Consider the following 25,084-nt stretch of genomic DNA (forward strand, 5'->3'; position numbering starts at 1 on the left):
GGTGGGTGATGACGGGATCGAACCGCCGACCCTCTGCTTGTAAGGCAGATGCTCTCCCAGCTGAGCTAATCACCCTTTGCTTCGTTGAGGCCGCGAAATTTACGCAGGTAGCGGACCTAAGTCAATAGCCTGCTTGAAGTTTTTCTGAAAAAGACAAAATGACTTCAAGACAGCTACCCGCCCTACTCGCTGTAAATCATCTTCTTGCTCATGCCGCCGTCCACCACGAACTCTTGCCCGGTGACGAACCCGGCCTGGCGTGACAGCAACCAGGCCACCATCGCCGCCACGTCCTCCACCGTCCCCACCCTGCCCGCCGGATGCTGGGCATGATCGGCGTCGGTGAGCGGCTCTGCACGCCGCGCAGCCGGATCACGTGCGTCGATCCAGCCAGGGCTGACCGCATTGACCCGCACTTCCGGCCCCAGGCTCATGGCCAGGGCGTGGGTCAGGGCCAACAGCCCACCTTTGCTGGCCGCATAGGCTTCGGTGTCAGGCTCGGATTGACGCGCCCGGGTCGAGGCCAGGTTGACGATGGCACCGCCATGGGCACGCAGGTAAGGCGCGCAGTGCTTGGCCAGCAGCATCGGCCCACTGAGGTTGACCGCCAGCACCCGATTCCAGTACGCCAGGTCCAGGCTTTCCAGGGTGATATTGCGTGGGTCGGCCACCGCCGCGTTGCACACCAACGCATCCAGGCGCCCGAACTGCCCCAGCACCTCGGCGACACCCTGGGCCACTTGCTTCTCGTCGGCCACGTCCATGGTGATAAACCAGGCATTGTCGCCCAGCACCTTGGACACCTTGGCACCGCGCTCGCGGTCCAGGTCGGTCAGCACCACCTGCCAGCCTTCGCTGATCAGCCACGCGGCAATCCCGAGGCCAATGCCCCGCGCCGCACCCGTCACCAGCGCCACGCGCCCGTTACTGGCCGCTGCGGCCTCCATGGACCACTCGATCACAAGGCCGCCAGCCCACGGGCCAGGTCTGCCTGCAAGTCAGCGACATCTTCCAGGCCCACCGCAATGCGGATCAGGCTGTCACGGATGCCGGCCGCTTCACGCTCCTGCGGCGCCAGGCGCCCGTGGGAGGTGGTGCTCGGGTGGGTGATGGTGGTCTTGCTGTCACCCAGGTTGGCGGTAATGGAGATCAAGCGCGTCGCATCGATAAAGCGCCAGGCACCGTCTTTGCCGCCCTTGACTTCGAAACTCACCACCGCGCCGAAGCCACGCTGCTGACGCTGGGCCAAGGCGTGTTGCGGGTGGCTCTTGAGGCCGGCGTAATGCACCTTCTCGATACCGTCCTGCTGCTCCAGCCACTCGGCCAGGGCCTGGGCGTTGGCACAATGAGCTTTCATACGCAGGCTGAGGGTTTCCAGGCCTTTGAGGAAGATCCAGGCGTTGAACGGGCTGAGGGTCGGGCCGGCGGTGCGCAGGAAGCCCACCACTTCCTTCATCTGCTCGCTGCGACCGGCCACCACGCCGCCCATGCAACGGCCCTGGCCGTCGATGAACTTGGTTGCCGAGTGCACCACGATGTCCGCACCCAGCTTCAGCGGTTGCTGCAAGGCCGGGGTGCAGAAGCAGTTGTCCACCACCAGCATCGCGCCCTTGGCATGCGCGACTTCGGCCAGCGCGGCGATGTCCACCAGCTCTGCGAGCGGGTTGGACGGCGATTCGACGAACAACAGCTTGGTATTGGCCTTGATGGCCGCCTCCCAACCGGACAGGTCCGCCAGGGGCACGTAATCGACTTCAATACCGAAACGCTTGAAGTACTTCTCGAACAGGCTGATGGTCGAGCCGAACACGCTGCGCGATACCAGCACATGGTCGCCGGCGCTGCACAGGCTCATCACCACGGCCAGGATGGCCGCCATGCCGGTGGCAGTCGCCACGGCCTGCTCGGCACCTTCCAGAGCCGCGATGCGCTCTTCAAACGCACGCACGGTCGGGTTGGTGTAGCGCGAATACACGTTGCCCGGCACTTCGCCAGCAAACCGCGCAGCGGCGTCGGCGGCAGTACGAAACACGTAGCTGGAGGTGAAGAACATCGGGTCGCCGTGCTCACCTTCCGGGGTACGGTGCTGGCCGGCGCGCACAGCCAGGGTATCGAAAGCTACGCCATCGAGGTCGCTGTCCAACCGACCGGCATCCCATTCCTGACTCATGCTGCGACTCCTTATTCAATTCTTTGTTTAAGATACAAAACCGGCCCCTCAGGGCCGGTGTTTACTCAGTTGTTATACAGGTCGATGATCGCGCTGACCGCCTGTGTCTTGATCTTCGACGAGTCGTTGCGCGCCTGCTCGATCTTGTTCAGGTAGGCCTCGTCGACATCGCCGGTCACGTACTTGCCGTCGAACACGGCGCAGTCGAACTGCTCGATCTTGATCTTGCCACCGCCAACCGCTTCGATCAGGTCCGGCAGGTCCTGGTAGATCAGCCAGTCGGCGCCGATCAGGTCGGCCACGTCCTGGGTCGAACGATTATGCGCGATCAGCTCATGGGCGCTCGGCATGTCGATACCGTACACGTTCGGGTAACGCACCGCAGGCGCAGCGGAACAGAAGTACACGTTCTTCGCCCCGGCTTCGCGGGCCATCTGGATGATCTGCTTGCAGGTGGTGCCCCGCACGATGGAGTCATCTACCAGCATTACGTTCTTGCCGCGGAACTCAAGCTCGATGGCGTTGAGCTTCTGGCGTACCGATTTCTTGCGCGCAGCCTGGCCGGGCATGATGAAGGTACGGCCGATGTAGCGGTTCTTCACGAAGCCTTCGCGGAACTTGACGCCCAGGTGGTTGGCCAGTTCCAGAGCAGCGGTACGGCTGGTATCCGGGATCGGGATGACCACATCGATATCGTGCTCGGGACGCTCGCGCAGGATCTTCTCGGCCAGCTTCTCGCCCATGCGCAGGCGCGCCTTGTAGACCGAGACGCCGTCGATGATCGAATCCGGACGCGCCAGGTAGACGTGCTCGAAGATGCACGGGGTGAGTTTCGGCGCTACGGCGCACTGACGGGTGTGCAGCTTGCCGTCTTCAGTGATGTAGACAGCCTCGCCCGGCGCCAGGTCGCGGATCAGGGTGAAGCCCAGCACGTCCAGGGACACGCTTTCGGAAGCGATCATGTACTCGACGCCTTCGTCGGTGTGACGCTGGCCGAACACGATCGGGCGAATGCCATGGGGGTCGCGGAAACCAACGATGCCGTAACCGGTGATCATCGCCACCACCGCATAACCACCGACGCAACGGTTGTGCACGTCGATCACGGCGGCGAACACGTCTTCTTCGGTCGGCTGCAGCTTGCCGCGCTGGGCCAGCTCGTGGGCGAACACGTTGAGCAGCACTTCCGAATCGGAGCTGGTGTTGACGTGGCGCAGGTCAGATTCGTAGATCTCCTTGGCCAGTTGTTCAACGTTGGTCAGGTTACCGTTGTGCGCCAAGGTGATGCCGTAAGGCGAGTTGACGTAGAACGGTTGAGCTTCGGCCGAGGTCGAGCTACCGGCAGTCGGGTAGCGCACATGGCCAATGCCCATGTGCCCGACGAGGCGCTGCATGTGACGCTGATGGAACACGTCACGCACCAGGCCATTGTCCTTGCGCAGGAATAACCGGCCGTCGTGGCTGGTCACAATACCGGCAGCGTCCTGGCCGCGGTGCTGGAGGACGGTTAGCGCGTCATACAGCGCCTGATTGACGTTCGACTTACCGACGATACCGACGATGCCACACATGCGACGCAACCCCTACTTAATGAATCTTGACTGAACACAGCTTACTGAGGCGTTTTGGCCGGTAAGAGGTGCTCCTTGAACGGAAGATCAGCGGGTACGCTGATTCCGCTGGCCAGCCACTGACTGCTCCACCCCAGGATGAGGTTCTTGGACCAGTCTGCAACCAATAGAAATTTTGGCACGAGTACCGACTCCTGCCACCACGAATCCTGCTGTACCGGCCCCAGGCTCAACAGCCCGACCGCCACGACCACCAGCAACGCGCCACGCGCAGCCCCGAAGGCCATGCCGAGAAATCGATCGGTCCCGGAGAGGCCGGTGACACGTATCAACTCGCCAATAAGATAATTGACCATTGCCCCCACCAACAGCGTGGCGATGAACATGATGGCGCAGCCCGCGATGACGCGAGCCGAAGGTGTCTCTATGTACCCGGCCAGGTAGACCGACAGTGAACCACCGAACATCCAGGCTACGACTCCTGCGATGATCCAAGTCAGCAACGACAGTGCTTCTTTTACGAAGCCGCGGCTCAGACTGATCAAAGCGGAGATGGCGACGATTGCAACGATCGCCCAATCAACCCAGGTAAATGGCACAGTGCAGCCTACGTACGGATAAGGCGGCGCATTTTAGCAGAGCGCCGGGCTATCGGTAAGCGGTGATTGCGGGTGCTTTGCAAATCAATAGATTGTGACGGGCCAATCGCATTTCAACCCCAGCACAAACCAATGTGGGAGCTGGCTTGCCTGCGATGAGGGCGGCACGCTCGACATCGTTGTCGATTGAACCACCGCCATCGCAGGCAAGCCAGCTCGCACATTTAGAGCCTATTGCCCGTTCAGCCGCGCTCGGGCTGGAAACGCACCACAAACCCGTTGAGGTTCTGCTGACGACCCAGCAAATCGCGCAGGCGATCTGCCTCCGCACGCTCGATCAGCGGCCCGACAAACACACGATTCTTGCCGTCAGCGCTGCGGATATAAGCGTTATACCCCTGGGCACGCAGCTTTTTCTGCAAGGCGTCGGCACTTTCGCGATTGGCCAGGCTGGCCAGCTGGATCGACCAACTGACCGGCAGGCCATTAGGGTCGATGCGACTCTGCCCCACATCCGGCTTGCCAGGCGCTGCAGGCTGCGGCGCTACCGGCTTGGGCGCTGGCGCCGGTGCAGCCGGTTTGGCGGCGACAGCCGGGGCTGGCGTTGGCTTGACCACCGGCACACTTGGCTGCACCGGCATCGAAGGGGCCTGTGAAGGCGCCTGCTGTGTGACGACCTCCTCCTCGACGGGCACAGGCTCTTCCGGCAACACCTGAGGCTCAGGCACGACCACCGGTTCGACCTGAACCTGCGGCACCACCGGCGCCTGGGGCGCAGCGGGAGCTTCAACCACCACCTGGCGCTGTTCGTCCTGGCGGGAAAACAGCATCGGCAAAAAGATTACCGCCAACGCCACCAGCACCAGGGCCCCGACCATTCGCTGCTTGTATGCGCTATCCAGTAATGCCATGTGCAGCTTCCTCCGTGGAGCGCCGGGCCAGCCATTCAAGCGCCTCGGCAACACAATAAAATGATCCGAACAACAGGATTTCGTCCTCGGCCGTCGCTACCGCACACTGCGCCTCCAGGGCTGCAGTGACGCTTGCATACGACGTCACCGGCGCGCCAAGGTTCTGCAAGGCAGTTTCCAACTCAACCGCAGGACGGCTGCGTGGCGTGTCCAGCGGCGCAACGGCCCAAGACTGGACGCTGCCCAGCAGTGGCGCAACCACGCCGTCCAGGTCCTTGTCGACCAACAACCCGAACACCGCCAGGCGACGCCCCACCGGCGGCGTATGCGCCAGACGCTCAGCCAGGTACTGCGCAGCATGGGGGTTATGGCCTACATCCAACATCAGGCTCAGGCGCTTGCCTTGCCAGTCGAAGGTTCGGCGATCGAGGCGCCCCACCACTTTCGTTGCCAGCAAGGTCGCCGCGATCTGCGCGGCGTCCCACGGCAGGTCCAGCAGCAAATAGGCTTGCAGCGCGAGCGCGGCGTTTTCCATCGGCAGGTTCAGCAACGGCAAATCAAGCAGCTCTACCCGTTGGCCACGTGCATCCTGCCCACGCCATTGCCAATGGGTGTCGCCGATGTCCAGGGTGAACTCGCGACCCCGCAGGTAGAACAGGCAATCCAGTTCGCGCGCCCTGTCGAGCAAGGGTTGCGGCGGGTCCAGGTCACCACACAGCGCCGGACGGCCCTGGCGGAAGATCCCGGCCTTTTCAAAAGACACCGATTCGCGGGTATTGCCCAGGTAATCGGCATGATCGACACCAATGCTGGTTACCAGGGCCAGGTCGGCATCCACCACGTTGACAGTATCCAGGCGCCCGCCGAGGCCGACTTCCAGCACGACCACATCCAGTTGCGCACGCTCGAACAGCCAGAACGCCGCCAGGGTGCCCATCTCGAAATAGGTCAGGGAAATGTCGCCACGCCCGGCTTCCAGGGCTGCGAAGGCTTCGCACAGCTGGGCATCAGTGGCTTCGACGCCATTGAGCTGCACCCGCTCGTTGTAGCGCAGCAGGTGCGGCGAACTGTACACGCCGACTTTGAGGCCCTGGGCCTGCAACAGCGCGGCGACAAAGGCACAGGTGGAGCCTTTGCCGTTGGTGCCGGTCACCGTGATCACACGCGGTGCCGGCTGGCCCAACCCGAGGCGGGCCGCTACCTGTTGCGAGCGCTCCAGGCCCATGTCGATGGCGGACGGATGCAACTGCTCAAGGTAGGCGAGCCATTCGCCCAGGGTACGTTGGGTCATAGGTTTGCTGGCACCGGCGGCACGACGATCGGCTCGACCTTAGGCGCGATGTACACAGGCGTCGGCAAGCCCATCATTTGCGCGAGCAGGCTGCCCAGGCGCGGGCGCAGTTCGCCACGCGGAATGATCAGGTCGATCGCACCGTGCTCCAGCAGGAACTCGCTGCGCTGGAAGCCTTCCGGCAGTTTTTCCCGCACGGTCTGCTCGATTACGCGCGGGCCGGCAAAACCGATCAGGGCTTTAGGCTCGCCAACGATCACATCGCCCAACATCGCCAGGCTGGCGGAGACGCCGCCGTAGACCGGGTCGGTCAGTACAGAGATGAACGGAATGCCTTCTTCACGCAGACGCGCCAGTACCGCCGAGGTCTTGGCCATTTGCATCAGGGAAATCAGGGCTTCCTGCATACGCGCACCACCGGAGGCGGCGAAGCAGATCATTGGGCAACGATTTTCCAGGGCATAGTTGGCAGCGCGAACAAAGCGCTCACCGACGATGGCACCCATGGAACCGCCCATGAAGGAGAATTCGAAGGCCGAGACTACTACCGGCATGCCCAGCAGCTTGCCGCTGACCGAAATCAGCGCGTCTTTCTCGCCAGTCTGCTTCTGTGCGCCGACCAGGCGGTCCTTGTACTTCTTGCTGTCGCGGAACTTGAGACGGTCAACCGGCTCCAGGTCGGCACCCAGCTCATTACGGCCATCGGCATCCAGGAAGATGTCGATACGAGCGCGTGCGCCAATACGCATGTGGTGGTTGCACTTGGGGCAAACGTCCAGGGTCTTTTCCAGCTCCGGGCGATACAGCACCGCGTCGCAGGATGGGCATTTGTGCCACAGACCTTCAGGAACCGAGCTTTTCTTCACCTCGGAACGCATGATCGAAGGGATCAGTTTGTCTACTAACCAGTTGCTCATGCTTTCTTTTCTCCAGTACCGGTGGCTTGAACACAGCCCCGCGTATGCCCTTGAGCTAAATTCATATGTGGCGATGACACAGGCGGGACGGGGTCAGACGTTGGACCTGCCATTTCCCGCCCGTATCCTCAGCCTTCCAGACAACCTGCCAGCGCAGGGTTGCCACTTCGTTTCCGGGCCACCCACAGGCGGCGCCGGGCTGTTTTACACAGTGGTAGTTATGGACGGCGGCAGACTGCCAGCCGTCACATCCCACCCCTGCTGTTGCGCACGGCCTGCATGAACGCGCGAATCTTGCTCGGGTCCTTGATCCCCTTGCCCTGCTCCACCCCACCGCTGACGTCCACGGCATACGGCCGGACCTGTTCGATGGCCGCCTGGACATTCGCTGGAGTGAGCCCACCCGCGAGAATGACCGGCTTGCTCAACCCCTCGGGAATCAGCGTCCAGTCGAACGCCTCGCCCGTGCCACCGGGTACGCCTTCGACGTAGGTGTCCAACAGAATCCCGCGAGCGCCGGTATAAGCGGTGCAGGCTGCGGCGATATCGTCCCCAGCCTTGACTCGCAACGCCTTGATGTACGGGCGCTGATAGCTTTCGCATTCCTCTGGCGATTCGTCGCCATGGAACTGCAACATATCCAGCGGCACCGCATCCAGGGTTTCGTTGAGCTCGCAGCGGCTGGCGTTGACGAACAACCCCACGGTGGTCACGAAGGGCGGCAATGCAGCGATGATCGCCCGCGCCTGCAGCACATTCACCGCCCGTGGGCTCTTGGCATAAAACACCAGGCCAATGGCATCCGCCCCCGCTTCGACTGCCGCCAGCGCGTCTTCTATGCGGGTAATCCCGCAAATCTTGCTGCGAACGGCTGACATGTCGTAGGAACCTCAGGGTTGGACCGAGAAAGTCCCGGATGGTAACAAAAGCTTTTCCGGGCGTCAGCCGCCAAGTTCGCTGAAACCGGTGAGGAAGTGCGGCCCGATAAAGCGTTCCGGTAATTCGAACTCGTCGCGGTACTCCACATCCACCAGGTAAAGGCCGAACGGATGCGCCGTGACCCCGCCCGTGCGGCGAATGCGGCTTTCCAGCACTTCCTTGGCCCACTCCACCGGGCGCTCACCGGTGCCGATGGTCATCAGCACGCCAGCAATGTTGCGCACCATATGATGCAGAAAGGCACCCGCACGGATATCCAGCACAATCATCTTGCCGTGGCGCGTCACCCGCAGGTGGTGGACTTCCTTGATCGGCGACTTGGCCTGGCACTGCCCGGCACGGAAGGCGCTGAAGTCATGCACCCCGACCAAATGCTGCGCGGCCTCGGCCATGCGCTCGGCATCCAGCGGGCGGTGGTTCCAGGTGATTTCTTCATTGAGGTGCGCCGGGCGGATCTGATCGTTGTAGATCACGTAGCGGTAACGGCGGGCGATGGCCTTGAAACGGGCGTGAAAATGCGCCGGCATGACCTTGGCCCAGCTGACACTGACATCATGGGGCAAATTGATATTAGCCCCCATCACCCACGCCTTCATCGACCGCTCGGCCTGGGTGTCGAAGTGCACCACTTGGCCACACGCGTGTACGCCGGCATCGGTACGCCCGGCACACATCAGCGACACCGGCGAGTTGGCGACTTTGGACAGGGCGTTTTCCAGGGTTTCCTGCACCGTCAGCACCCCGGAGGCCTGACGCTGCCAGCCGCGATAGCGCGAGCCTTTGTATTCCACGCCCAGGGCGATGCGGTAAAAGCCTGCGGCCGCCATTTCGGCAGCCGCGTTATCTATATTTGCCAAGAACTGAGAGCCTGATGAGTTGCGCAAAGGCGGGCATTATAGGGCGTCAGGGTGCATGAGAGGGGGCTTTTAATCTGGGGTTTTTGTGGCGAGGGAGCTTGCTCCCGTTCGACAGCGCAGCTGGAGCCGGCTTTTCAGGGGCGCTACGCCCCCCAGCGGGAGCAAGCTCCCTCGCCACAACAAGCCCGCTCCCACATTTTTCTGCCTCGGCCGTTAGATTCGGCCGAGCATTTCCTTGGCTTCGCCACGCTGGCCTTCGTTGCCTTCGGTCAGCACCTCGGACAGGATGTCTCGCGCGCCGTCAGCATCGCCCATGTCGATATAGGCCTGGGCCAGGTCGAGCTTGGTAGCCACTTCATCGGTGCCCGAGAGGAAGTCGAAATCCGGCTCATCCTCAGCACCCAGCGCGGCATCTTCAGCCGTGAAGGAAGGCTCGATCGGCGGATGTTCCAGGCTCTGGGACAATCGATCCAGTTCAGCGTTGACGTCGTCCAGCTCCGACGCGAAGGCATCGGGCTTGGCCGCAGGGTTGCTCGGCTCGTCCGCCAGCGACAGGTCAAAGTCTTCCGGCAGGTCGAATTCGTCCAGCGCAGCCGGCGTCAGGGTCGGCGGCTCCACTGGCGGTACATCCTTGATCTGCTCTTCAAGGCCCGACAGGAAGTCGTCATCGGTTTGCGACGCGGGCGGGTCCAACTGCAGGTCCAGGTCAAAGTCCGACAGGTCCTGTGCGTCGGCCTTAGACTCGGTCTGTTGTTTGAGCAATGTTTCAAAGGTTTGCTGGTCTTGCGCGATCTCGGCCGGCGAGGCGGCTTCCAGGTCATCCAGGCTCAAGTCGAAATCGGTGTCGAAGGTGTCTGCCTGCGCAGCCGAGGCCGGCTTGTCGTCGAGCAGGTCCTTGACGTATTGCGCATCCAGGGCTGCGGCGGCCACTGCGGCACTGACACCCGCCGCCAACACGGCCATGGCCGGGAAGCGCGCCTTGAGCTGCTCGACCTGGGCATGGTTCTCACCGTTGGCCACCAACTGGCGCTCCTGGGTGACGAACCCGTCCTTGTTGTTCTGCAGGCCATAGACTTCCATCAGCTTCAAACGCAGGTCGCTGCGCTTGGGCTCGTGCTTGATGGCTCGTTCAAGCACATCCGCCGCCTGGTTCAGGTGGCCACGGTCAATATGGGATTGGGCCTGGGCCAGGGCGTCGCTGGAATTTTCCTGAGCCACGGCAACCGCCAACGGCGCCAGCACGGAGGCGACCGTCGGCGCCACAACCGTCTCGACCACCGGTGCTGGCGCGGGTGCGGCTGCTGGCGCCACTGCGGTGGCGAGCTTGACGCTCGGCGGCGGCACTTCAAGGCCCTCGAAGCTGTCAGGCGGCAGGTCTTGATCGATATTGGAAACGAACTCAGGCTCTTCGGCCAACGCCCGAGCCATGCGCAGATGCTTCTCTTCTTCACGGCGAGCATTGCGATGGCGAGCCCATAGCAGCAGAAGCAGCAGCACCACCAGCAGGGCCGCACCGCCAAGGATGCCGAGCACAATCGGGTTGGTCAGCAGATCATTGAACTTGCCTTCGGTACTGGCCGGCGCGGCAGCCGGCTTGACCGGTTCAGGCGCTGGCGCTGGCGTTGCAACAGGGGCCGCAGGCTCGGCTGCAGGCTCACCGGGCAACTGTGCGGGGATCGCGGCTGGCTCACCCGTTTGCGCCTGCAAACGAGCCAATTGGTCATTCTTCAGTTGGATCAGCTTCTGCAGCTTGTCCAGCTGGCTTTGCAGGTCGGCGGCACGGCTTTTCAGTTCTTCGTTGTCGCGCCGCGTGGTGTCGAGCTCTTCCTGGGTCATCGCCAGCTTGTCGCTCAGGGCGCGGCTGTCCCCAGCTGCGCCTTTGCCACCTTTCTTGGCGGCTTGCGCCGATACCAGGCTCAAATTGTCCTTGGCCTGGGTGCTCGACGGCGCATTGCCGGCCTGGGTGCGCCGGGTTGCATCCAACTGCGGCTTACCAGCCACTTGCCCCTGAGGACTGCGCTGGCGCTGGCGCCAGGCGGCGTTCTGCGCACTCACTTCGGCAATCGCTTGCGGCTGGGCCAGGGCTGTACTTTGGGTGATATCCGGCAGGCGTAGCACCTGGCCGGTTTTCAGGCGGTTGATGTTGCCGTCGACAAAGGCATCCGGGTTAAGCGCCTGGATAGCCAGCATCGTTTGCTGGACCGAGGCGCCGTGACGGTTCTTCGCGGCAATCTCCCACAAGGTATCGTGGGGCGTGGTGGTGTGCCGGGCAAGCGTGCCAGTGGCAGGCGCAGAGCTGGCCGGCGCGCTGGCAGTCGGTGCCGGCTGGTCAAACTTGGCCGGGTCGAGCAGCACACTGTAGTCACGCATCAAGCGGCCATTGGGCCATTGCACCTGCATGAGGAAACGCACGTAGGAATCGGGCAGCGGCTTGCTGGAGGTCACACGTACCACGCTGCGACCTTCGGGGTTGATCACCGGCGTGAACGTCAGGTCATCGAGAAACGCCTGGCGGTCGACACCCGCATCCACGAAGGCCTGGGCCGAAGCCAGGCTGGGGGTGATCTCGGACGCCGTGAGGCCGCCCACATCGCGCAATTCGATTTCCACCGACAGCGGCTGGTTCAACTTCGACTTGAGGGTCATCTCCCCAAGTTGCAGCGCCTGCGCCATACCGGAGGACAGCGCCGAGGCGGCCGCTATTGCTAACACCAGTTTGCGAACTTGAACCATAGCCTCATCCTTTGTTTGAACACTTCCCGCTCTGCGAGAAGGTTGGTAACCGCTGCCATAAGGCATGGCGAGCCGATAGGTCACCGACGCGCTTGTGTTTCACTTGGGACCAAGCATAGCGCCTGGCTAGAATCAATCTACAAATTGCCGCCAAGTATCTTTTACACAAGGTCTTTTATCAACAACTGCGCCAGTTCCACGGCGTTCAGGGCCGAGCCTTTGCGTACGTTATCTGACGTCAACCAAAGATTTAGTTCCGCCGGGTCGTCGATACCTGCGCGAACTCGCCCGACGTACACCACGTCCTGGCCGACGGCATCGCCTACGGCGGTGGGGTAATCGCCCTCCTCGACCAGCTCGATTCCCGGCGCAGCGTCGAGGGCGCGGTTCACCGCGGCCAGGTCGACCGGCGCGGCCAGTTGCAGCGACACAGTCAGGCTATCGCCGAAAAACACCGGGGCTTGAACGCAGGTGGCGGAAATCTTTAGTAAAGGTGTTTCCAGCACCGCACGCAGTTCGTGTACGAGGCGCTTCTCCAGGGCGGTATGACCTTGGACGTCTGGCGTGCCGACTTGCGCCAGCAGGTTGAACGCCACTTGCCGATCGAAGAACACTGGCTCCAAGGGACGCACGTTCAGCAGTTCGGCAGTCTGGCGCGCCAACTCGCTGACGGCCTCGCGGCCCTGGGCAGAGATGGCCAGGTTGGCGGTGACGCTCACGCGCTGGATGTCCACTACATTGCGCAACGGTGCCAGCACCACCGCGAGGTAGGTGGCACAAGGGCTCGGGCTGCCGAGCTGGAAAGGCTTTTTCAACGCGCCCAGCACATGGGCGTTGGCCTGCGGCACCACTTGCGGCGCCTGCTCGGCGGGCAATGCGCCAGACAAGTCGATCACCGCGCAGCCAGCGGCGGTGGCACGCGGGGCGAAGCTCAGGGTCACCGCGGGGCCTGCAGCGAAGAACGCCAACTGCACCTTGCTGAAATCAAACGTGTCGATCTCTTTGACCCGCACGTTCTTGCCCCGAAACGGCACCGAAGCCCCCGCCGAGTTGCTGCCCGCCAGCAGGTACAAGGTGCCCACCGGGAACTCCAGCTCTTCGAGAATCTGCACCAGGGTTTCGCCAACGGTACCGGTAGCGCCGATCACGGCGATTTCAAAGGTCTGGGTCATGGGATTGCCTCGGGCATTACGGGGGAGCGGCACTTTACCGGGTGGTAGAGGGTGAGGCAATTACAGCCCCCCTGATCGTTCCCGCGCTCTGCGTGGGAACGCCTCCTGTGACGCTCCGCGTCACGCCTCTAAAGCAGACGCAGAGCGTCCAGAGCTGCATTCCCACGCAGAGCGTGGGAACGATCACAAGGGCAACAAAAAACCCGCGCCTGTCACCAGAACGCGGGTTTCTGTTATTGCCTCAAGCGATCAACGCTCCAGCAAAATCCGCAACATGCGACGCAACGGCTCAGCCGCGCCCCACAGCAGTTGGTCGCCAACGGTGAACGCGCCGAGGAACTGGCTGCCCATGTTCAGCTTGCGCAGGCGGCCCACCGGCACATTCAGGGTGCCGGTGACCTTGGTCGGGCTCAGCTCCTGCATGCTGATATCGCGGTTGTTCGGCACCAGCTTGACCCAAGGGTTGTGCTGGCTGATCAGCCCTTCGATATCGGCGATCGGCACATCTTTGTTCAACTTGATAGTCAGCGCCTGGCTGTGGCAACGCATGGCGCCAATGCGCACGCAGATGCCATCCACCGGGATCGGGTTCTTGAAGCGCCCCAGGATCTTGTTGGTTTCGGCCTGGGCCTTCCACTCTTCGCGACTCTGACCGTTAGGCAGTTCCTTGTCGATCCACGGGATCAGGCTACCGGCCAATGGCACGCCGAAGTTCTCGGTCGGGTAAGCATCGCTGCGCATGGCCTCGGCCACACGGCGGTCGATATCGAGGATCGCACTGGCCGGGTCAGCCAGTTGATCGGCGACAGCGGCGTGGGTCGCGCCCATCTGCTTGATCAGTTCACGCATGTTCTGCGCGCCGGCACCGGAGGCCGCCTGATAGGTCATCGCGCTCATCCACTCCACCAGGCCCGCTTCGAACAGGCCGCCCAGGCCCATCAGCATCAGGCTGACGGTGCAGTTGCCGCCCACATAGTTCTTGGTACCGGCGTCCAGTTGCTGGTCGATGACCTTGCGGTTGACCGGGTCGAGGATGATCACCGCGTCGTCCTGCATGCGCAGGCTCGAAGCGGCGTCGATCCAGTAACCCTGCCAGCCGGCTTCGCGCAGCTTGGGGAAGACTTCGCTGGTGTAGTCGCCACCCTGGCAGGTCAGGATCACGTCGAGGCTCTTCAACTCTTCAATGCTGTAGGCATCCTTGAGCGGGGCAATATCCTTGCCCACGGACGGCCCTTGGCCACCTACGTTCGAAGTGGTGAAAAACACCGGCTCAATAAGATCGAAATCCTGCTCTTCCAGCATCCGCTGCATGAGCACGGAACCGACCATACCGCGCCAACCGATCAGACCTACACGTTTCATCGCAACTACACCTTGTTAAAAAGTGGGCCGCCTTGCAGCAACAACTGCAAGCGGGCCCGAGAGATTACAGATTCCGCAGCGCGGCGACTACTGCGTCGCCCATTTCTTGCGTCCCGACCTTGGTGCAACCCTGGGACCAGATATCGCCGGTGCGCAAGCCCTGATCCAGCACCAGGCTGACGGCCTTCTCGATTGCGTCCGCCGCATCGCCCAGGTTGAAGCTGTAGCGCAGCATCATCGACACCGACAAAATCGTCGCCAGCGGGTTGGCAATGCCCTGCCCCGCGATGTCTGGCGCCGAACCGTGGCACGGCTCGTACATACCTTTGTTGTTGGTGTCCAGGGACGCCGACGGCAGCATGCCGATGGAACCGGTGAGCATCGACGCCTGGTCGGACAGGATGTCGCCGAACAGGTTGTCGGTGACAATCACGTCGAACTGCTTGGGTGCGCGCACCAGTTGCATGGCGGCGTTGTCGACGTACATGTGGCTCAGTTCGACGTCCGGATAATCCTTGGCGACTTCTTCGACGATTTCACGCCACAGTTGGCTGGAAGCCAGCACGTTGGCCTTGTCCACCGAGCAGACTTTTTTGCCGCGCACGCGCGCCATGTCGAAACCGACACGGGCGATACGGCGGATTTCGCTCTCGCTGTATGGCAGCGTGTCATAGGCCTGACGCTCACCATTTTCCAACTCGCGCACACCCCGTGGCGAGCCGAAGTAGATACCGCCGGTCAGCTCACGCACGATGAGGATATCCAGGCCCGCCACCACTTCCGGCTTGAGGCTCGACGCGTCAGCCAGTTGCGGGTAGAGGATGGCCGGGCGCAGGTTACCGAACAGGCCCAGTTGCGCACGAATTTTCAGCAAGCCGCGCTCAGGGCGGATGTCACGCTCGATCTTGTCCCATTTCGGCCCACCCACGGCGCCGAGCAGTACCGCATCGGCAGCCCGGGCGCGGTCGAGGGTCTCGTCAGCCAGCGGCACGCCGTGCTTGTCGATGGCAGCGCCGCCGATCACGTCGTGGCTCAGCTCGAAACCCAGGCTGTACTTGCTGTTGGCAAGCTCAAGGACCTTGACCGCTTCGGCCATGATTTCCGGCCCAATACCGTCGCCAGGGAGAATCAGAATCTGCTTGCTCATGCGTTCCTCATTTCATCAAGCGACCCGCCCGTGGGCAGGTCGGGAAAAATCAATCAGCGTTCGGCGAAGACCACCAGCACATCGGTGCTGAAGGTGCCGTCGGCTTGAACTTCGTAATAATCACGTACTTCCTGGCCCATCGCCTTTTGCAGCTCAAGGATTGCTGCACGCAGTACCTCTGGCGTGCGCATGCGTTCAACCCACGAGGCGTACTCCAGGCGCAAGCGCTGGCGACTGCTGTTGCGCACGTGCAGGCCGGCCTCACTCAACTGGCGCATCCACTCGGCGCTGGAATAGTCACGCACATGGCTGGTGTCGCGCAGCACTTCGACGGTTTGCAGGTAAGTGTCCAACAGCGGGCTGCCCGGTGACAAGACATCCACAAATGCCGCCACGCCACCCGGCTTGAGCACACGGCGCACTTCACGCAGGGCCAGGCCGAGGTCGCTCCAGTGATGGGCCGAATAACGACTGAACACGAAGTCGAATTCGCCATCGGCGAACGGCAGGCGCTCGGCGGCGCCGTGCACGGTGCGGATGTTGTCCAGGTTGCGGTCTTTGGCGGCGGCGGCCACCACGTCGAGCATAGGCTGGGACAAGTCGTAGGCCACCACTTCTTTGACCAGAGGCGCTACATGAAAGCTGACATGACCGGCACCGCAGCCCAGGTCCAGCAGGCGTGCAGCGCCCTGCCCGGCCAGTTCGGCCTGTAGCAGTGCGAATTCGGTGCCCTGGGCGTGTACGGCGCTGCTCAGGTAGGCCGAGGCTTGCTCGCCGAATTGTTTTTGCACGACTTGGGTGTGGGCGGTGGTGGTCATGGTGGCTTTCCTTGGGGTTTGTGGTGGTTGCACTGGCGCTATCGCAGGCAAGCCAGCTTCCACCGTTGACCGAGGTGCTCAGGCGAACCTCGATCCCTGTGGGAGCGGGCTTGCCCGCGATGGGGCCCGCACGGTTACCGCAAATCAGGCATCGCGAAACAACCAGGGCTGGCTCGCCCGGTGCCTGGTTTCAAACGCAGCAATCGCATCGCCGTCCTGCAAGGTCAGGCCGATGTCGTCCAGGCCGTTGATCAGGCAGTGCTTACGGAAGGCATCCACTTCAAAGTGGTACACCTTGCCATCCGGGCGGGTCACGGTTTGCGCGGCCAGGTCCACCGTCAGCTGGTAGCCGACATTGGCCTCCACTTGCTGGAACAACTCGTCCACTTCAGCGTCGCTCAAGATGATCGGCAACAGGCCGTTCTTGAAGCTGTTGTTGAAGAAGATATCGGCGTAGCTCGGCGCGATGATGCTGCGAAAGCCGTACTCTTCCAGGGCCCACGGAGCGTGCTCGCGGCTGGAGCCGCAGCCGAAGTTTTCCCGGGCCAGCAACACGCTGGCGCCTTGGTAACGCTCGGCGTTGAGCACAAAGTCCTTGTTCAGAGGGCGCTTGGAGTTGTCCTGGTAGGCGTAGCCCACGTCCAGGTAGCGCCACTCATCGAACAGGTTGGGGCCGAAACCGGTGCGCTTGATCGACTTCAGGAATTGCTTTGGGATGATCTGGTCGGTGTCCACATTGGCACGGTCCAACGGCGCTACAAGGCCTGTGTGTTGGGTAAAAGCTCTCATCGGGTTTTCCTCAGATCAATTCGCGAACGTCGATGAAACGACCGTTGACGGCAGCAGCGGCGGCCATGGCCGGGCTCACCAGGTGAGTACGCCCACCCGCGCCTTGGCGCCCTTCGAAGTTACGGTTGGAGGTCGACGCGCAATGCTCGCCCGACTCCAGGCGGTCCGGGTTCATCGCCAGGCACATCGAGCAGCCCGGCTCACGCCATTCAAAACCGGCTTCGAGGAAGATCTTGTCCAGGCCTTCGGCTTCCGCCTGGGCTTTAACCAGCCCGGAACCTGGCACCACAATGGCTTGTTTGATGGTCGAGGCCACCTTGCGGCCTTTGGCGATCACCGCCGCGGCGCGCAGGTCTTCGATCCGCGAGTTGGTGCAGGAACCGATAAACACACGGTCCAACTGGATGTCGGTGATCGCCTGGTTGGCAGTCAACCCCATGTATTTCAAGGCGCGCTCGATGGAGCCACGCTTGACCAGGTCGGCCTCTTTGGCCGGGTCCGGCACGTTCTGGTCGACGGCCAGGACCATTTCGGGCGAAGTGCCCCAGCTGACTTGCGGCTTGATCTGCGTAGCGTCGAGTTCGACCACGGTGTCGAACACCGCATCGGCGTCGGACACCAGGTCTTTCCACGCTTCGACGGCGGCATCCCAATCGGCGCCTTGCGGCGCGAACGGGCGACCCTTGACGTATTCGACGGTTTTTTCGTCCGCCGCCACCATGCCCACGCGGGCACCGGCTTCGATGGACATGTTGCAGATGGTCATGCGGCCTTCAATGGACAGCTCGCGGATAGCACTGCCGGCGAACTCGATGGCATGGCCGTTGCCGCCGGCGGTGCCGATCTTGCCGATCACGGCGAGCACGATGTCTTTGGCGGTCACGCCAAACGGCAATTGGCCTTCGACGCGTACCAGCATGTTCTTCATTTTCTTGGCCACCAGGCACTGGGTGGCGAACACATGTTCCACCTCAGACGTGCCGATGCCATGGGCCAGGGCGCCGAACGCACCGTGGGTGGAGGTGTGGGAGTCGCCGCAGACCACGGTCATGCCCGGCAAGGTGGCGCCCTGCTCCGGGCCGATGACGTGGACGATGCCTTGGCGCACGTCGTTCATCTTGAATTCGGTGATGCCGTATTCGTCGCAATAATCGTCGAGGGTCTGCACCTGCAACCGCGAAACCTGGTCGGCAATGGCTTCGATGCCGCCCTTGCGCTCAGGAGTGGTCGGCACGTTGTGGTCCGGAGTGGCGATGATGGAGTCGACGCGCCAAGGCTTGCGCCCGGCCAGTCGCAGGCCTTCGAACGCTTGGGGCGAGGTCACTTCATGAATGATGTGACGGTCGATGTAGATCAGCGACGATCCATCATCGCGACGTTTCACTTCGTGGGAATCCCAAAGCTTGTCGTAAAGCGTTTTGCCGGCCATCAGTCGGTCCTCATCAGCGGTGCATCTATACGCCGGGCTTTTCAATAACCCTTTGGCTTGTGAGGCTGATGGTATGGCGCTACATTAAATAACTCAAATTCATATTTTTTATGCTTTGGATTACCAACTGGAATAGCACCATGGACCTGGCCAACCTCAACGCCTTTATCGCCATCGCCGAGACCGGCAGCTTCTCCGGCGCCGGCGAACGCCTGCACCTGACCCAGCCGGCCATCAGCAAGCGCATCGCCGGTTTGGAACAACAATTGAAGGTACGGCTGTTCGACCGCCTGGGCCGCGAAGTCGGCTTGACCGAGGCCGGGCGGGCCTTGCTGCCCCGCGCCTATCAAATCCTCAACGTGCTGGACGACACCCGCCGGGCCCTGACCAACCTCACCGGCGAAGTCAGCGGGCGCCTCACTCTGGCCACTAGCCACCATATCGGCCTGCATCGCCTGCCGCCGATCCTGCGCACCTTCACCCGGCAATATCCGAAGGTGGCGTTGGATATTCAGTTTCTGGATTCAGAAGTGGCCTACGAAGAAATCCTCCATGGCCGTGCGGAAGTCGCGGTAATCACCCTGGCGCCTGAGCCCCACAACCTGGTACGTGCAAGCCGGGTGTGGGACGACCCACTGGATTTTGTGGTGGCGCCGGAACACAGCCTGATCAGCGGTTCCGTCAGCCTGGCTGATATCGCCGGGCATCCGGCCGTGTTTCCCGGTGGCAACACCTTTACCCACCATATTGTCAGCCGCCTGTTCGAGGCCCAGGGCCTGACGCCCAATATCGCGATGAGCACTAACTACCTGGAAACCATCAAGATGATGGTCTCCATCGGCCTGGCCTGGAGCGTGTTGCCGCGCACCATGCTTGACGATCAGGTGGCAAGTATCGCTTTGCCGGGCATACAGCTCAGTCGCCAGCTAGGCTATATCGTGCACACCGAAAGGACGCTGTCGAACGCTGCGCGGGCTTTCATGAGTCTGTTGGATGCACAGGTCGATCTGCCAGGGTTACCGGCATGACACCGTGCGGGCCAGGGGTTTAGGTCAAACCGCGCGGTTTTCTCCATGAGCCAAGGCCCTTTGATAATGCGCAACCCCCTTGACCCGATTCCACCCCTGCCCCGCATCTACGCCCTGGACCCTCAAGCGGCGGAACAAAGCTGGGACAGTGCCCCGCAACTGCTGACGGCCCTCAATGCCGCGCGGCTGGGTGCCTGGTGCTGGGAAATCGACACAGGAAGAATCAGTTGGTCACGGGGCACCCAGGCGCTATTCGGCTTTGACCCGCGCCAGCCTCTGCCCAAGGACCTCGATTACCTAGACCTGCTGGCCCCGCAAGACAGTGCGCGGGTGGTGCGCGGCTTTCATGCGGTGCTCGCCGGAGAGCCGTTCGACCGCGCCATGCACCACCGCATCCAATGGCCCGATGGCAGCGTGCACTGGCTGGAAATCAGCGGCAGCCTGGTTCCCGATAAAGCCGGACGGCGTCGCATGATCGGGGTCATCCGCGAAATCACCCACCAACGCGACCGTGAACACGCCCTCAGCCATTCGGAAAAGCGCTTCGCCACCCTGTTCCACCTGTGCCCGAACATGGTACTGCTGACGCGCCAGGCCGACGGCTTGATCAGCGAAGCCAACCAGTACTTCGAGATGCTGTTCGGCTGGCCGGTGGCCGATGCCATCGGCCGCACCACATTGGAGCTGGGCCTGTGGCGCCACCCGGAACAGCGGGCGCTGCTGGTCAAGGCCACGCAGCGCAAGGGTGAACCGATCACCATGGAAGTGCAGTTCTGCGCCAGCAACGGCCAGATTCATGACGGCACCCTCAGCGCACAAAAAGTGGAACTGGACGGCGAGGCGTACCTGATCAGCACCTTTCTGGACACCACCGAACGCAAAAACGCCGAGCAAGCGCTCAAGGAAAGCCAGGAGCGCCTGGACCTGGCTCTGGATTCCGCGCAACTGGGTACCTGGGATTGGCACATCCCCAGCGGCATGCTCTACGGCTCGGCGCGTGCCGCCCAGTTGCACGGGCTGGAACCCGCGCCGTTCCATGAATCCTTCGATGCGTTTTTTGAGGGCATGTCCGATGAGGACCGCGAGGGCATGCGCCATGCGTACCGCAGTTTGCGCGAAGGCCCGGACGGCAACTATCAGTTGACCTACCGCGTGCAAATGGAAGACGGCAGCCCGCGCTACCTGGAGAGCCGCGCACGCCTGTATCGCGATGAGTCAGGCAAGCCCCTGCGCATGGCAGGGACCTTGCTGGATATCACCGACCAGGTCGAGCGCGAGCAACGGCTGACCGCCTCGGAAGAAAAGTTCGCCAGCCTGTTCCAGGCCAGCCCCGACCCGATCTGCGTGACCTGCCTGGACAGCGGCGCCTTTATCGAGATCAACCCGGCGTTTACCCAGACGTTTGGCTGGACAGCCGCCGAAGTGCTCGACAAAAGCGCCGAACAAATCGGCTTGTGGGACGACTCCAGCAAGCGCCTGCAGCGCATCGAGCAGGTGATACGCGAACAGGCCCTGAGCAATGTGGCCATAGTGGTGCATCACAAGGACGGCCAAAGCCTGACCTGCATGATTTCCAGCCGCTTGATCAAGGTCAGCGACCAGCCGTGCATCGTCACCACGCTGCGCGATATTACCCAACAGCAACGCTCGGAAGCCGCACTCAAGGCCAGTGAAGAGAAGTTTGCCAAGGCGTTCCATTCCAGCCCCGATGCGATATCCATCACCGAACGCGACACCGGCCGTTACGTGGAGGTCAACGACGGTTTTTGCCGCCTGACCGGTTACCGCACCGAAGAAGCCATCGGCCTGACGCTGTACCAGATCGGCATCTGGGCCGATGAAAACCAACGCGCCGCACTGTTGGCCGAGTTGCACATCAAGGGGCGCATTCACCACCTGGAAATGCTCTGGCGCAACAAGCGTGGCGAGGTTCTGGCGGTGGAGGTCTCGGTGGAGCCGATCACCTTGAATGAAACCCCCTGCCTGCTGCTGACCGCGCGGGATGTGAGCCTATTGAAGAACGCCCAGGCGCAGATCCGGCACCTGGCCTATCACGACCCGCTGACCAACCTGCCGAACCGGGCACTGCTGATGGACCGCCTGAGCCAGCAGATCGCCCTGCTCAAGCGCCACAACCTGCGCGGCGCCCTGCTGTTTCTGGACCTGGATCACTTCAAGCACATCAACGACTCCCTCGGCCACCCCGTTGGCGACACTGTGCTGAAAATCGTCACCGCGCGCCTGGAAGCCAGCGTGCGCACAGAGGACACCGTGGCGCGCCTGGGCGGCGACGAGTTTGTGGTATTGCTCAGCGGCCTGGAGGGCACCCGCCAGACGGTCAGCAGCCAGGTGCAAGCGCTGGCCGATACCCTGCGCGAATTGCTCTCGGAACCCATGTTTCTCGACGGTCACCGGTTGCAGGTCACGCCCAGCATCGGCGTGGCGCTGATCCCCGACCACGGCACCACACCCGCCGATCTGCTCAAGCGTGCCGACATCGCCCTGTACCGCGCCAAGGACTCCGGGCGCAACACCACGCAGATGTTCCACAACAGCATGCAAAAAACCGCCAGCGAGCGCCTGCGCATGGAAACCGACTTGCGCCTGGCTTTGTCACGCGGCGAATTCAGCGTGCATTACCAGCCCCAGGTGGATGCGCGAGGCAACAGGATAATCGGCGCCGAAGCCCTGGTGCGCTGGCAGCATCCACAATTGGGTGCGCAGTCGCCGGCGGAATTTATCAAGGTATTGGAAGACAGCGGCCTGATCCTGGAGGTCGGCACCTGGATTCTCGATGAAGCCTGCGGCGCCTTTGCCCAGTTGATTGCCGACGGCCTGGTGGACCCGCTCAATTTCAGCCTGTGCGTGAATATCAGCCCGCGGCAGTTTCGCCAGAACGACTTTGTGGAACGGGTGGAGCACAGCCTCAAGCAACACGGCCTGCCGTTCAGCCTGCTGAAACTGGAAATCACCGAAGGCATCGTGATCCAGAACCTGGACGACACCGTGATGAAGATGCGCCGCCTTAAAAAAATCGGCGTGAGCTTTGCGATGGATGATTTCGGCACCGGCTACTCATCCCTGACCTATCTCAAGCGCTTGCCGGTGGACGCACTGAAGATCGATCAGTCGTTCGTGCGCGATGCGACCCACGACCCCAATGATGCAGAAATCATCCGCGCCATTGTGGCGATGGCGCGCAGCCTGAACCTGGAAGTCATCGCCGAGGGGGTGGAAACCCTGGAACAGCTGGCGTTCCTGCAAAAGCTGGGCTGCCATTTGTTCCAGGGGTATTTACACAGCCGGCCATTGCCGATCGAGGGTTTCAGGCGGTTGCTGGAATAGGGCCGCGCCTGATCACGCGAGGTTGCAAAAGATGCAGCCAAGCGCCACTGCCGTCAACGGAGCCGCCCGCCTGGGTGCCTGTTCAATTACATAAGCGCTACAGCATGGCCGTAGGTAGGGGCCGAGCCTCGGCGCCCCCACAACTCTTCACGACCATTGATAACCGCTACCGAATGCTTATCCCGATTGCACATACCCACTTGCCCACCGGCGAGCGCACTGACGGGCACCGTTCTCATGTGTTTCCTCAACCCCAGGCGCAGAAACCCCTCCCCCGGCCCCCACTCATCCTCCCCATTGTTCAGGCTGCGAATGGCAGCATGAAAACTCCTGCTCGCCGTACCATCGTTGTCTTCCATTTGCGCGCGCTTGGCGCTGACGGCAAAAAGAAACTGCGCATCCTTGAGCATCTCTTTATCGGGACCTATAAACCGCGAACCTTGTGCTGCTTGCGCCAACTCCGAGTCGGTCAATCTCAGCTGAAAATCGTCGTGCATGACCACGTGATAACCGCCAGGCTCTTTTCTCACTGAGCGAAAAATGTCCGTAGGGCTTTGACCAAATCGGTACATGGCTGCCTTGATGGCCGATACGGTAACGCAGTTGCCACTTGGCCCTTGGCGAAAGCCACTCCAGATGTTGTCCGGCTTAGCCCCATTACGCTTTATCGAAAGACCCGGAATGTTTGCGGCGACCTCAGGCTTTGGTGGTAGCGGTTCAGGTATGACCCGAGGCGGAACCTCAGGCTGAACCCTGGGCGGAGGAGGAATATCAGGAACTGTCGTATCTTTTTTATCGGACAATAGAGAAATCAACTGTGAAAAAAAAGACGCAAACAGCCCCGACAATGTAGTGACTAACTCTCTATTAGTACCAATGCTTTTTTTAGCTGTCTCGACAGTTCCGTAATTAACTGGAGTGCACTGAAGAGTGTCATTAATGGGTTTCAACGTATCAACAGGTGCCACCTGACGGACATCTATCACGCGCGCAATATTATTAATCGAACAGCACGACACAAGTTTCTCCTTAAACAGTACTTCTCCGAGTGGTATACCTCGGAGAAGCCCCCGTTTTATTCAAGCGTTCTTATGAGCCAGTGGATTTCAGGATCTGGATGAAAGTCGAGCATTGAAGCGCCAGTTTTTGTCCAATTTATTCTCATCAGGACCTGGGCTGGTCAAACCCGGAACAAACTTATCGGGCTGTGGCGCGGGTGTAGGTATCGGGTTGGTATCCGGATTCGGGCCTGGCTGTGGCATCGGGTTCGATTCCGGCTTCGGCCCCGGCTGTGGCACGGGGTTCGATTCCGGCTTCGGACCGGGCTGCGGCACGGGGTTCGATTCCGGCTTCTGACCGGGCTGTGGCACGGGGCTCGATTCAGGCTTCGGACCCGGCTGAGGCACGGGGTTCGATTCAGGCTTTGGACCGGGCTGGGGCACGGGGTTCGATTCAGGCTTCGGACCGGGCTGGGGCACGGGGTTCGATTCCGGCTTTGGACCCGGCTGTGGCACGGGGTTCGATTCCGGCTTTGGACCCGGCTGGGGCACGGGGTTCGATCCCGGCTTCGGACCCAGCTGGGGCACGGGGTTCGATTCCGGCTTTGGACCCGGCTGTGGCACGGGGTTCGATTCCGGCTTCGGACCTTGCCTGGGATTTAAGTCCGGGGTTGGCCCGTCCTTTGTATCAGGGCAGTGACAGTGAGCGACATTGATGTTCACATGCACATTTGCTTCAGCATCATTAGTGACATTCACTGAAGGCATCGGCACTGACGGCTTCACTGGATGATCGTTTCTACCCGGTTTCGGCGTCAATCCGCCGTGATCTATTAGCACCCTCGGACCTTTTGCATCCGGCTTCACCGCTTGATCCGTCGTACCTGGCTTCACCGGCTGGTCTTTTGCATCCGGCTTCACCGCTTGATCAGTCGTACCTGGCTTCACCGGCTGGTCTTTTGCATCCGGCTTCACCGCTTGATCAGTCGTACCTGGCTTCACCGGCTG

The 25,084-nt window shown here is 61.7% G+C and carries 19 protein-coding genes and 1 tRNA gene; 2 read left to right on the forward strand and 18 right to left on the reverse strand.

The features are described 5' to 3' along the window. Positions 1-2: 2 nt before the first annotated feature. The 17 genes from AC1RAC_RS27395 to leuC form a co-directional block, all read right to left on the reverse strand. Positions 3-75 (reverse strand) — tRNA-Val (locus AC1RAC_RS27395). 107 nt (positions 76-182) lie between these two features. After that, positions 183-947 (reverse strand): SDR family oxidoreductase, encoded by a 765-nt coding sequence (locus tag AC1RAC_RS27400; RefSeq protein WP_003192533.1) that lies wholly within the window; start codon positions 945-947, stop codon positions 183-185. 11 nt (positions 948-958) lie between these two features. After that, positions 959-2,170 (reverse strand): O-succinylhomoserine sulfhydrylase, encoded by a 1,212-nt coding sequence (locus AC1RAC_RS27405; protein ID WP_054922419.1) that lies wholly within the window; start codon positions 2,168-2,170, stop codon positions 959-961. A gap of 65 nt (positions 2,171-2,235) precedes the next feature. Further along, complete coding sequence (gene purF / locus AC1RAC_RS27410; RefSeq protein ID WP_003192537.1) at positions 2,236-3,741, reverse strand: amidophosphoribosyltransferase; 1,506 nt, start codon at positions 3,739-3,741, stop codon at positions 2,236-2,238. A 41-nt stretch (positions 3,742-3,782) separates the two neighbouring features. Then, positions 3,783-4,340: a CvpA family protein gene (locus AC1RAC_RS27415; RefSeq protein WP_003192538.1), complete on the reverse strand. Its 558-nt coding sequence runs from the start codon at positions 4,338-4,340 to the stop codon at positions 3,783-3,785. A 242-nt stretch (positions 4,341-4,582) separates the two neighbouring features. Next, the gene (locus tag AC1RAC_RS27420) at positions 4,583-5,251 is read right to left on the reverse strand and encodes an SPOR domain-containing protein (protein ID WP_057977623.1); all 669 of its coding nucleotides are present in this window, start codon (positions 5,249-5,251) and stop codon (positions 4,583-4,585) included. Beyond that, the gene (gene folC, locus AC1RAC_RS27425) at positions 5,235-6,542 is read right to left on the reverse strand and encodes a bifunctional tetrahydrofolate synthase/dihydrofolate synthase (protein WP_492617147.1); all 1,308 of its coding nucleotides are present in this window, start codon (positions 6,540-6,542) and stop codon (positions 5,235-5,237) included. Before folC ends, AC1RAC_RS27420 begins: the two co-directional genes overlap by 17 nt. Then, the gene (gene accD / locus AC1RAC_RS27430; RefSeq protein WP_003192545.1) at positions 6,539-7,459 is read right to left on the reverse strand and encodes an acetyl-CoA carboxylase, carboxyltransferase subunit beta; all 921 of its coding nucleotides are present in this window, start codon (positions 7,457-7,459) and stop codon (positions 6,539-6,541) included. Before accD ends, folC begins: the two co-directional genes overlap by 4 nt. Before the next feature lie 245 nt (positions 7,460-7,704). Beyond that, a complete protein-coding gene (locus tag AC1RAC_RS27435) occupies positions 7,705-8,337 on the reverse strand; it encodes a phosphoribosylanthranilate isomerase (RefSeq protein ID WP_200583135.1) in 633 nt (210 codons plus the stop codon). A gap of 63 nt (positions 8,338-8,400) precedes the next feature. Next, the gene (truA, locus tag AC1RAC_RS27440; protein WP_003192549.1) at positions 8,401-9,225 is read right to left on the reverse strand and encodes a tRNA pseudouridine(38-40) synthase TruA; all 825 of its coding nucleotides are present in this window, start codon (positions 9,223-9,225) and stop codon (positions 8,401-8,403) included. A gap of 243 nt (positions 9,226-9,468) precedes the next feature. Continuing rightward, positions 9,469-11,988 carry a FimV/HubP family polar landmark protein gene (locus tag AC1RAC_RS27445; protein WP_492617148.1) on the reverse strand — a complete coding sequence of 840 codons (2,520 nt, stop codon included), beginning with the start codon at positions 11,986-11,988 and terminating at the stop codon, positions 9,469-9,471. 161 nt (positions 11,989-12,149) lie between these two features. After that, positions 12,150-13,160: an aspartate-semialdehyde dehydrogenase gene (locus AC1RAC_RS27450; protein WP_492617149.1), complete on the reverse strand. Its 1,011-nt coding sequence runs from the start codon at positions 13,158-13,160 to the stop codon at positions 12,150-12,152. Between the two features lie 249 nt (positions 13,161-13,409). After that, the gene (gene asd, locus AC1RAC_RS27455) at positions 13,410-14,522 is read right to left on the reverse strand and encodes an aspartate-semialdehyde dehydrogenase (RefSeq protein ID WP_003192554.1); all 1,113 of its coding nucleotides are present in this window, start codon (positions 14,520-14,522) and stop codon (positions 13,410-13,412) included. 64 nt (positions 14,523-14,586) lie between these two features. After that, positions 14,587-15,669, reverse strand: coding sequence for a 3-isopropylmalate dehydrogenase (leuB, locus tag AC1RAC_RS27460; RefSeq protein ID WP_003192555.1), 1,083 nt, complete (start codon positions 15,667-15,669; stop codon positions 14,587-14,589). A 53-nt stretch (positions 15,670-15,722) separates the two neighbouring features. Beyond that, complete coding sequence (locus AC1RAC_RS27465; protein ID WP_057977614.1) at positions 15,723-16,487, reverse strand: class I SAM-dependent methyltransferase; 765 nt, start codon at positions 16,485-16,487, stop codon at positions 15,723-15,725. Positions 16,488-16,631: 144 nt separating this feature from the next. After that, complete coding sequence (leuD, locus tag AC1RAC_RS27470) at positions 16,632-17,276, reverse strand: 3-isopropylmalate dehydratase small subunit (protein ID WP_014719160.1); 645 nt, start codon at positions 17,274-17,276, stop codon at positions 16,632-16,634. A gap of 10 nt (positions 17,277-17,286) precedes the next feature. Continuing rightward, a complete protein-coding gene (gene leuC, locus AC1RAC_RS27475) occupies positions 17,287-18,705 on the reverse strand; it encodes a 3-isopropylmalate dehydratase large subunit (protein ID WP_054899002.1) in 1,419 nt (472 codons plus the stop codon). A gap of 140 nt (positions 18,706-18,845) precedes the next feature. Here leuC and AC1RAC_RS27480 point away from each other — a divergent pair, with 140 nt between their 5' ends. After that, on the forward strand, positions 18,846-19,733 hold the full coding sequence (locus AC1RAC_RS27480) for a LysR family transcriptional regulator (protein WP_314550524.1): 888 nt from the start codon (positions 18,846-18,848) through the stop codon (positions 19,731-19,733). Positions 19,734-19,799: 66 nt separating this feature from the next. Next, positions 19,800-23,078 (forward strand): PAS domain S-box protein, encoded by a 3,279-nt coding sequence (locus tag AC1RAC_RS27485; RefSeq protein WP_492617150.1) that lies wholly within the window; start codon positions 19,800-19,802, stop codon positions 23,076-23,078. Positions 23,079-23,164: 86 nt separating this feature from the next. Here the strand turns inward: AC1RAC_RS27485 and AC1RAC_RS27490 are convergent, their stop codons facing one another. Continuing rightward, positions 23,165-24,097, reverse strand: a complete 933-nt coding sequence (locus tag AC1RAC_RS27490) for a hypothetical protein (RefSeq protein WP_254989832.1) — start codon at positions 24,095-24,097, stop codon at positions 23,165-23,167. Positions 24,098-25,084 lie beyond the last annotated feature (987 nt).

This window comes from Pseudomonas sp. GW823-FHT02F05 (assembly GCF_058797315.1).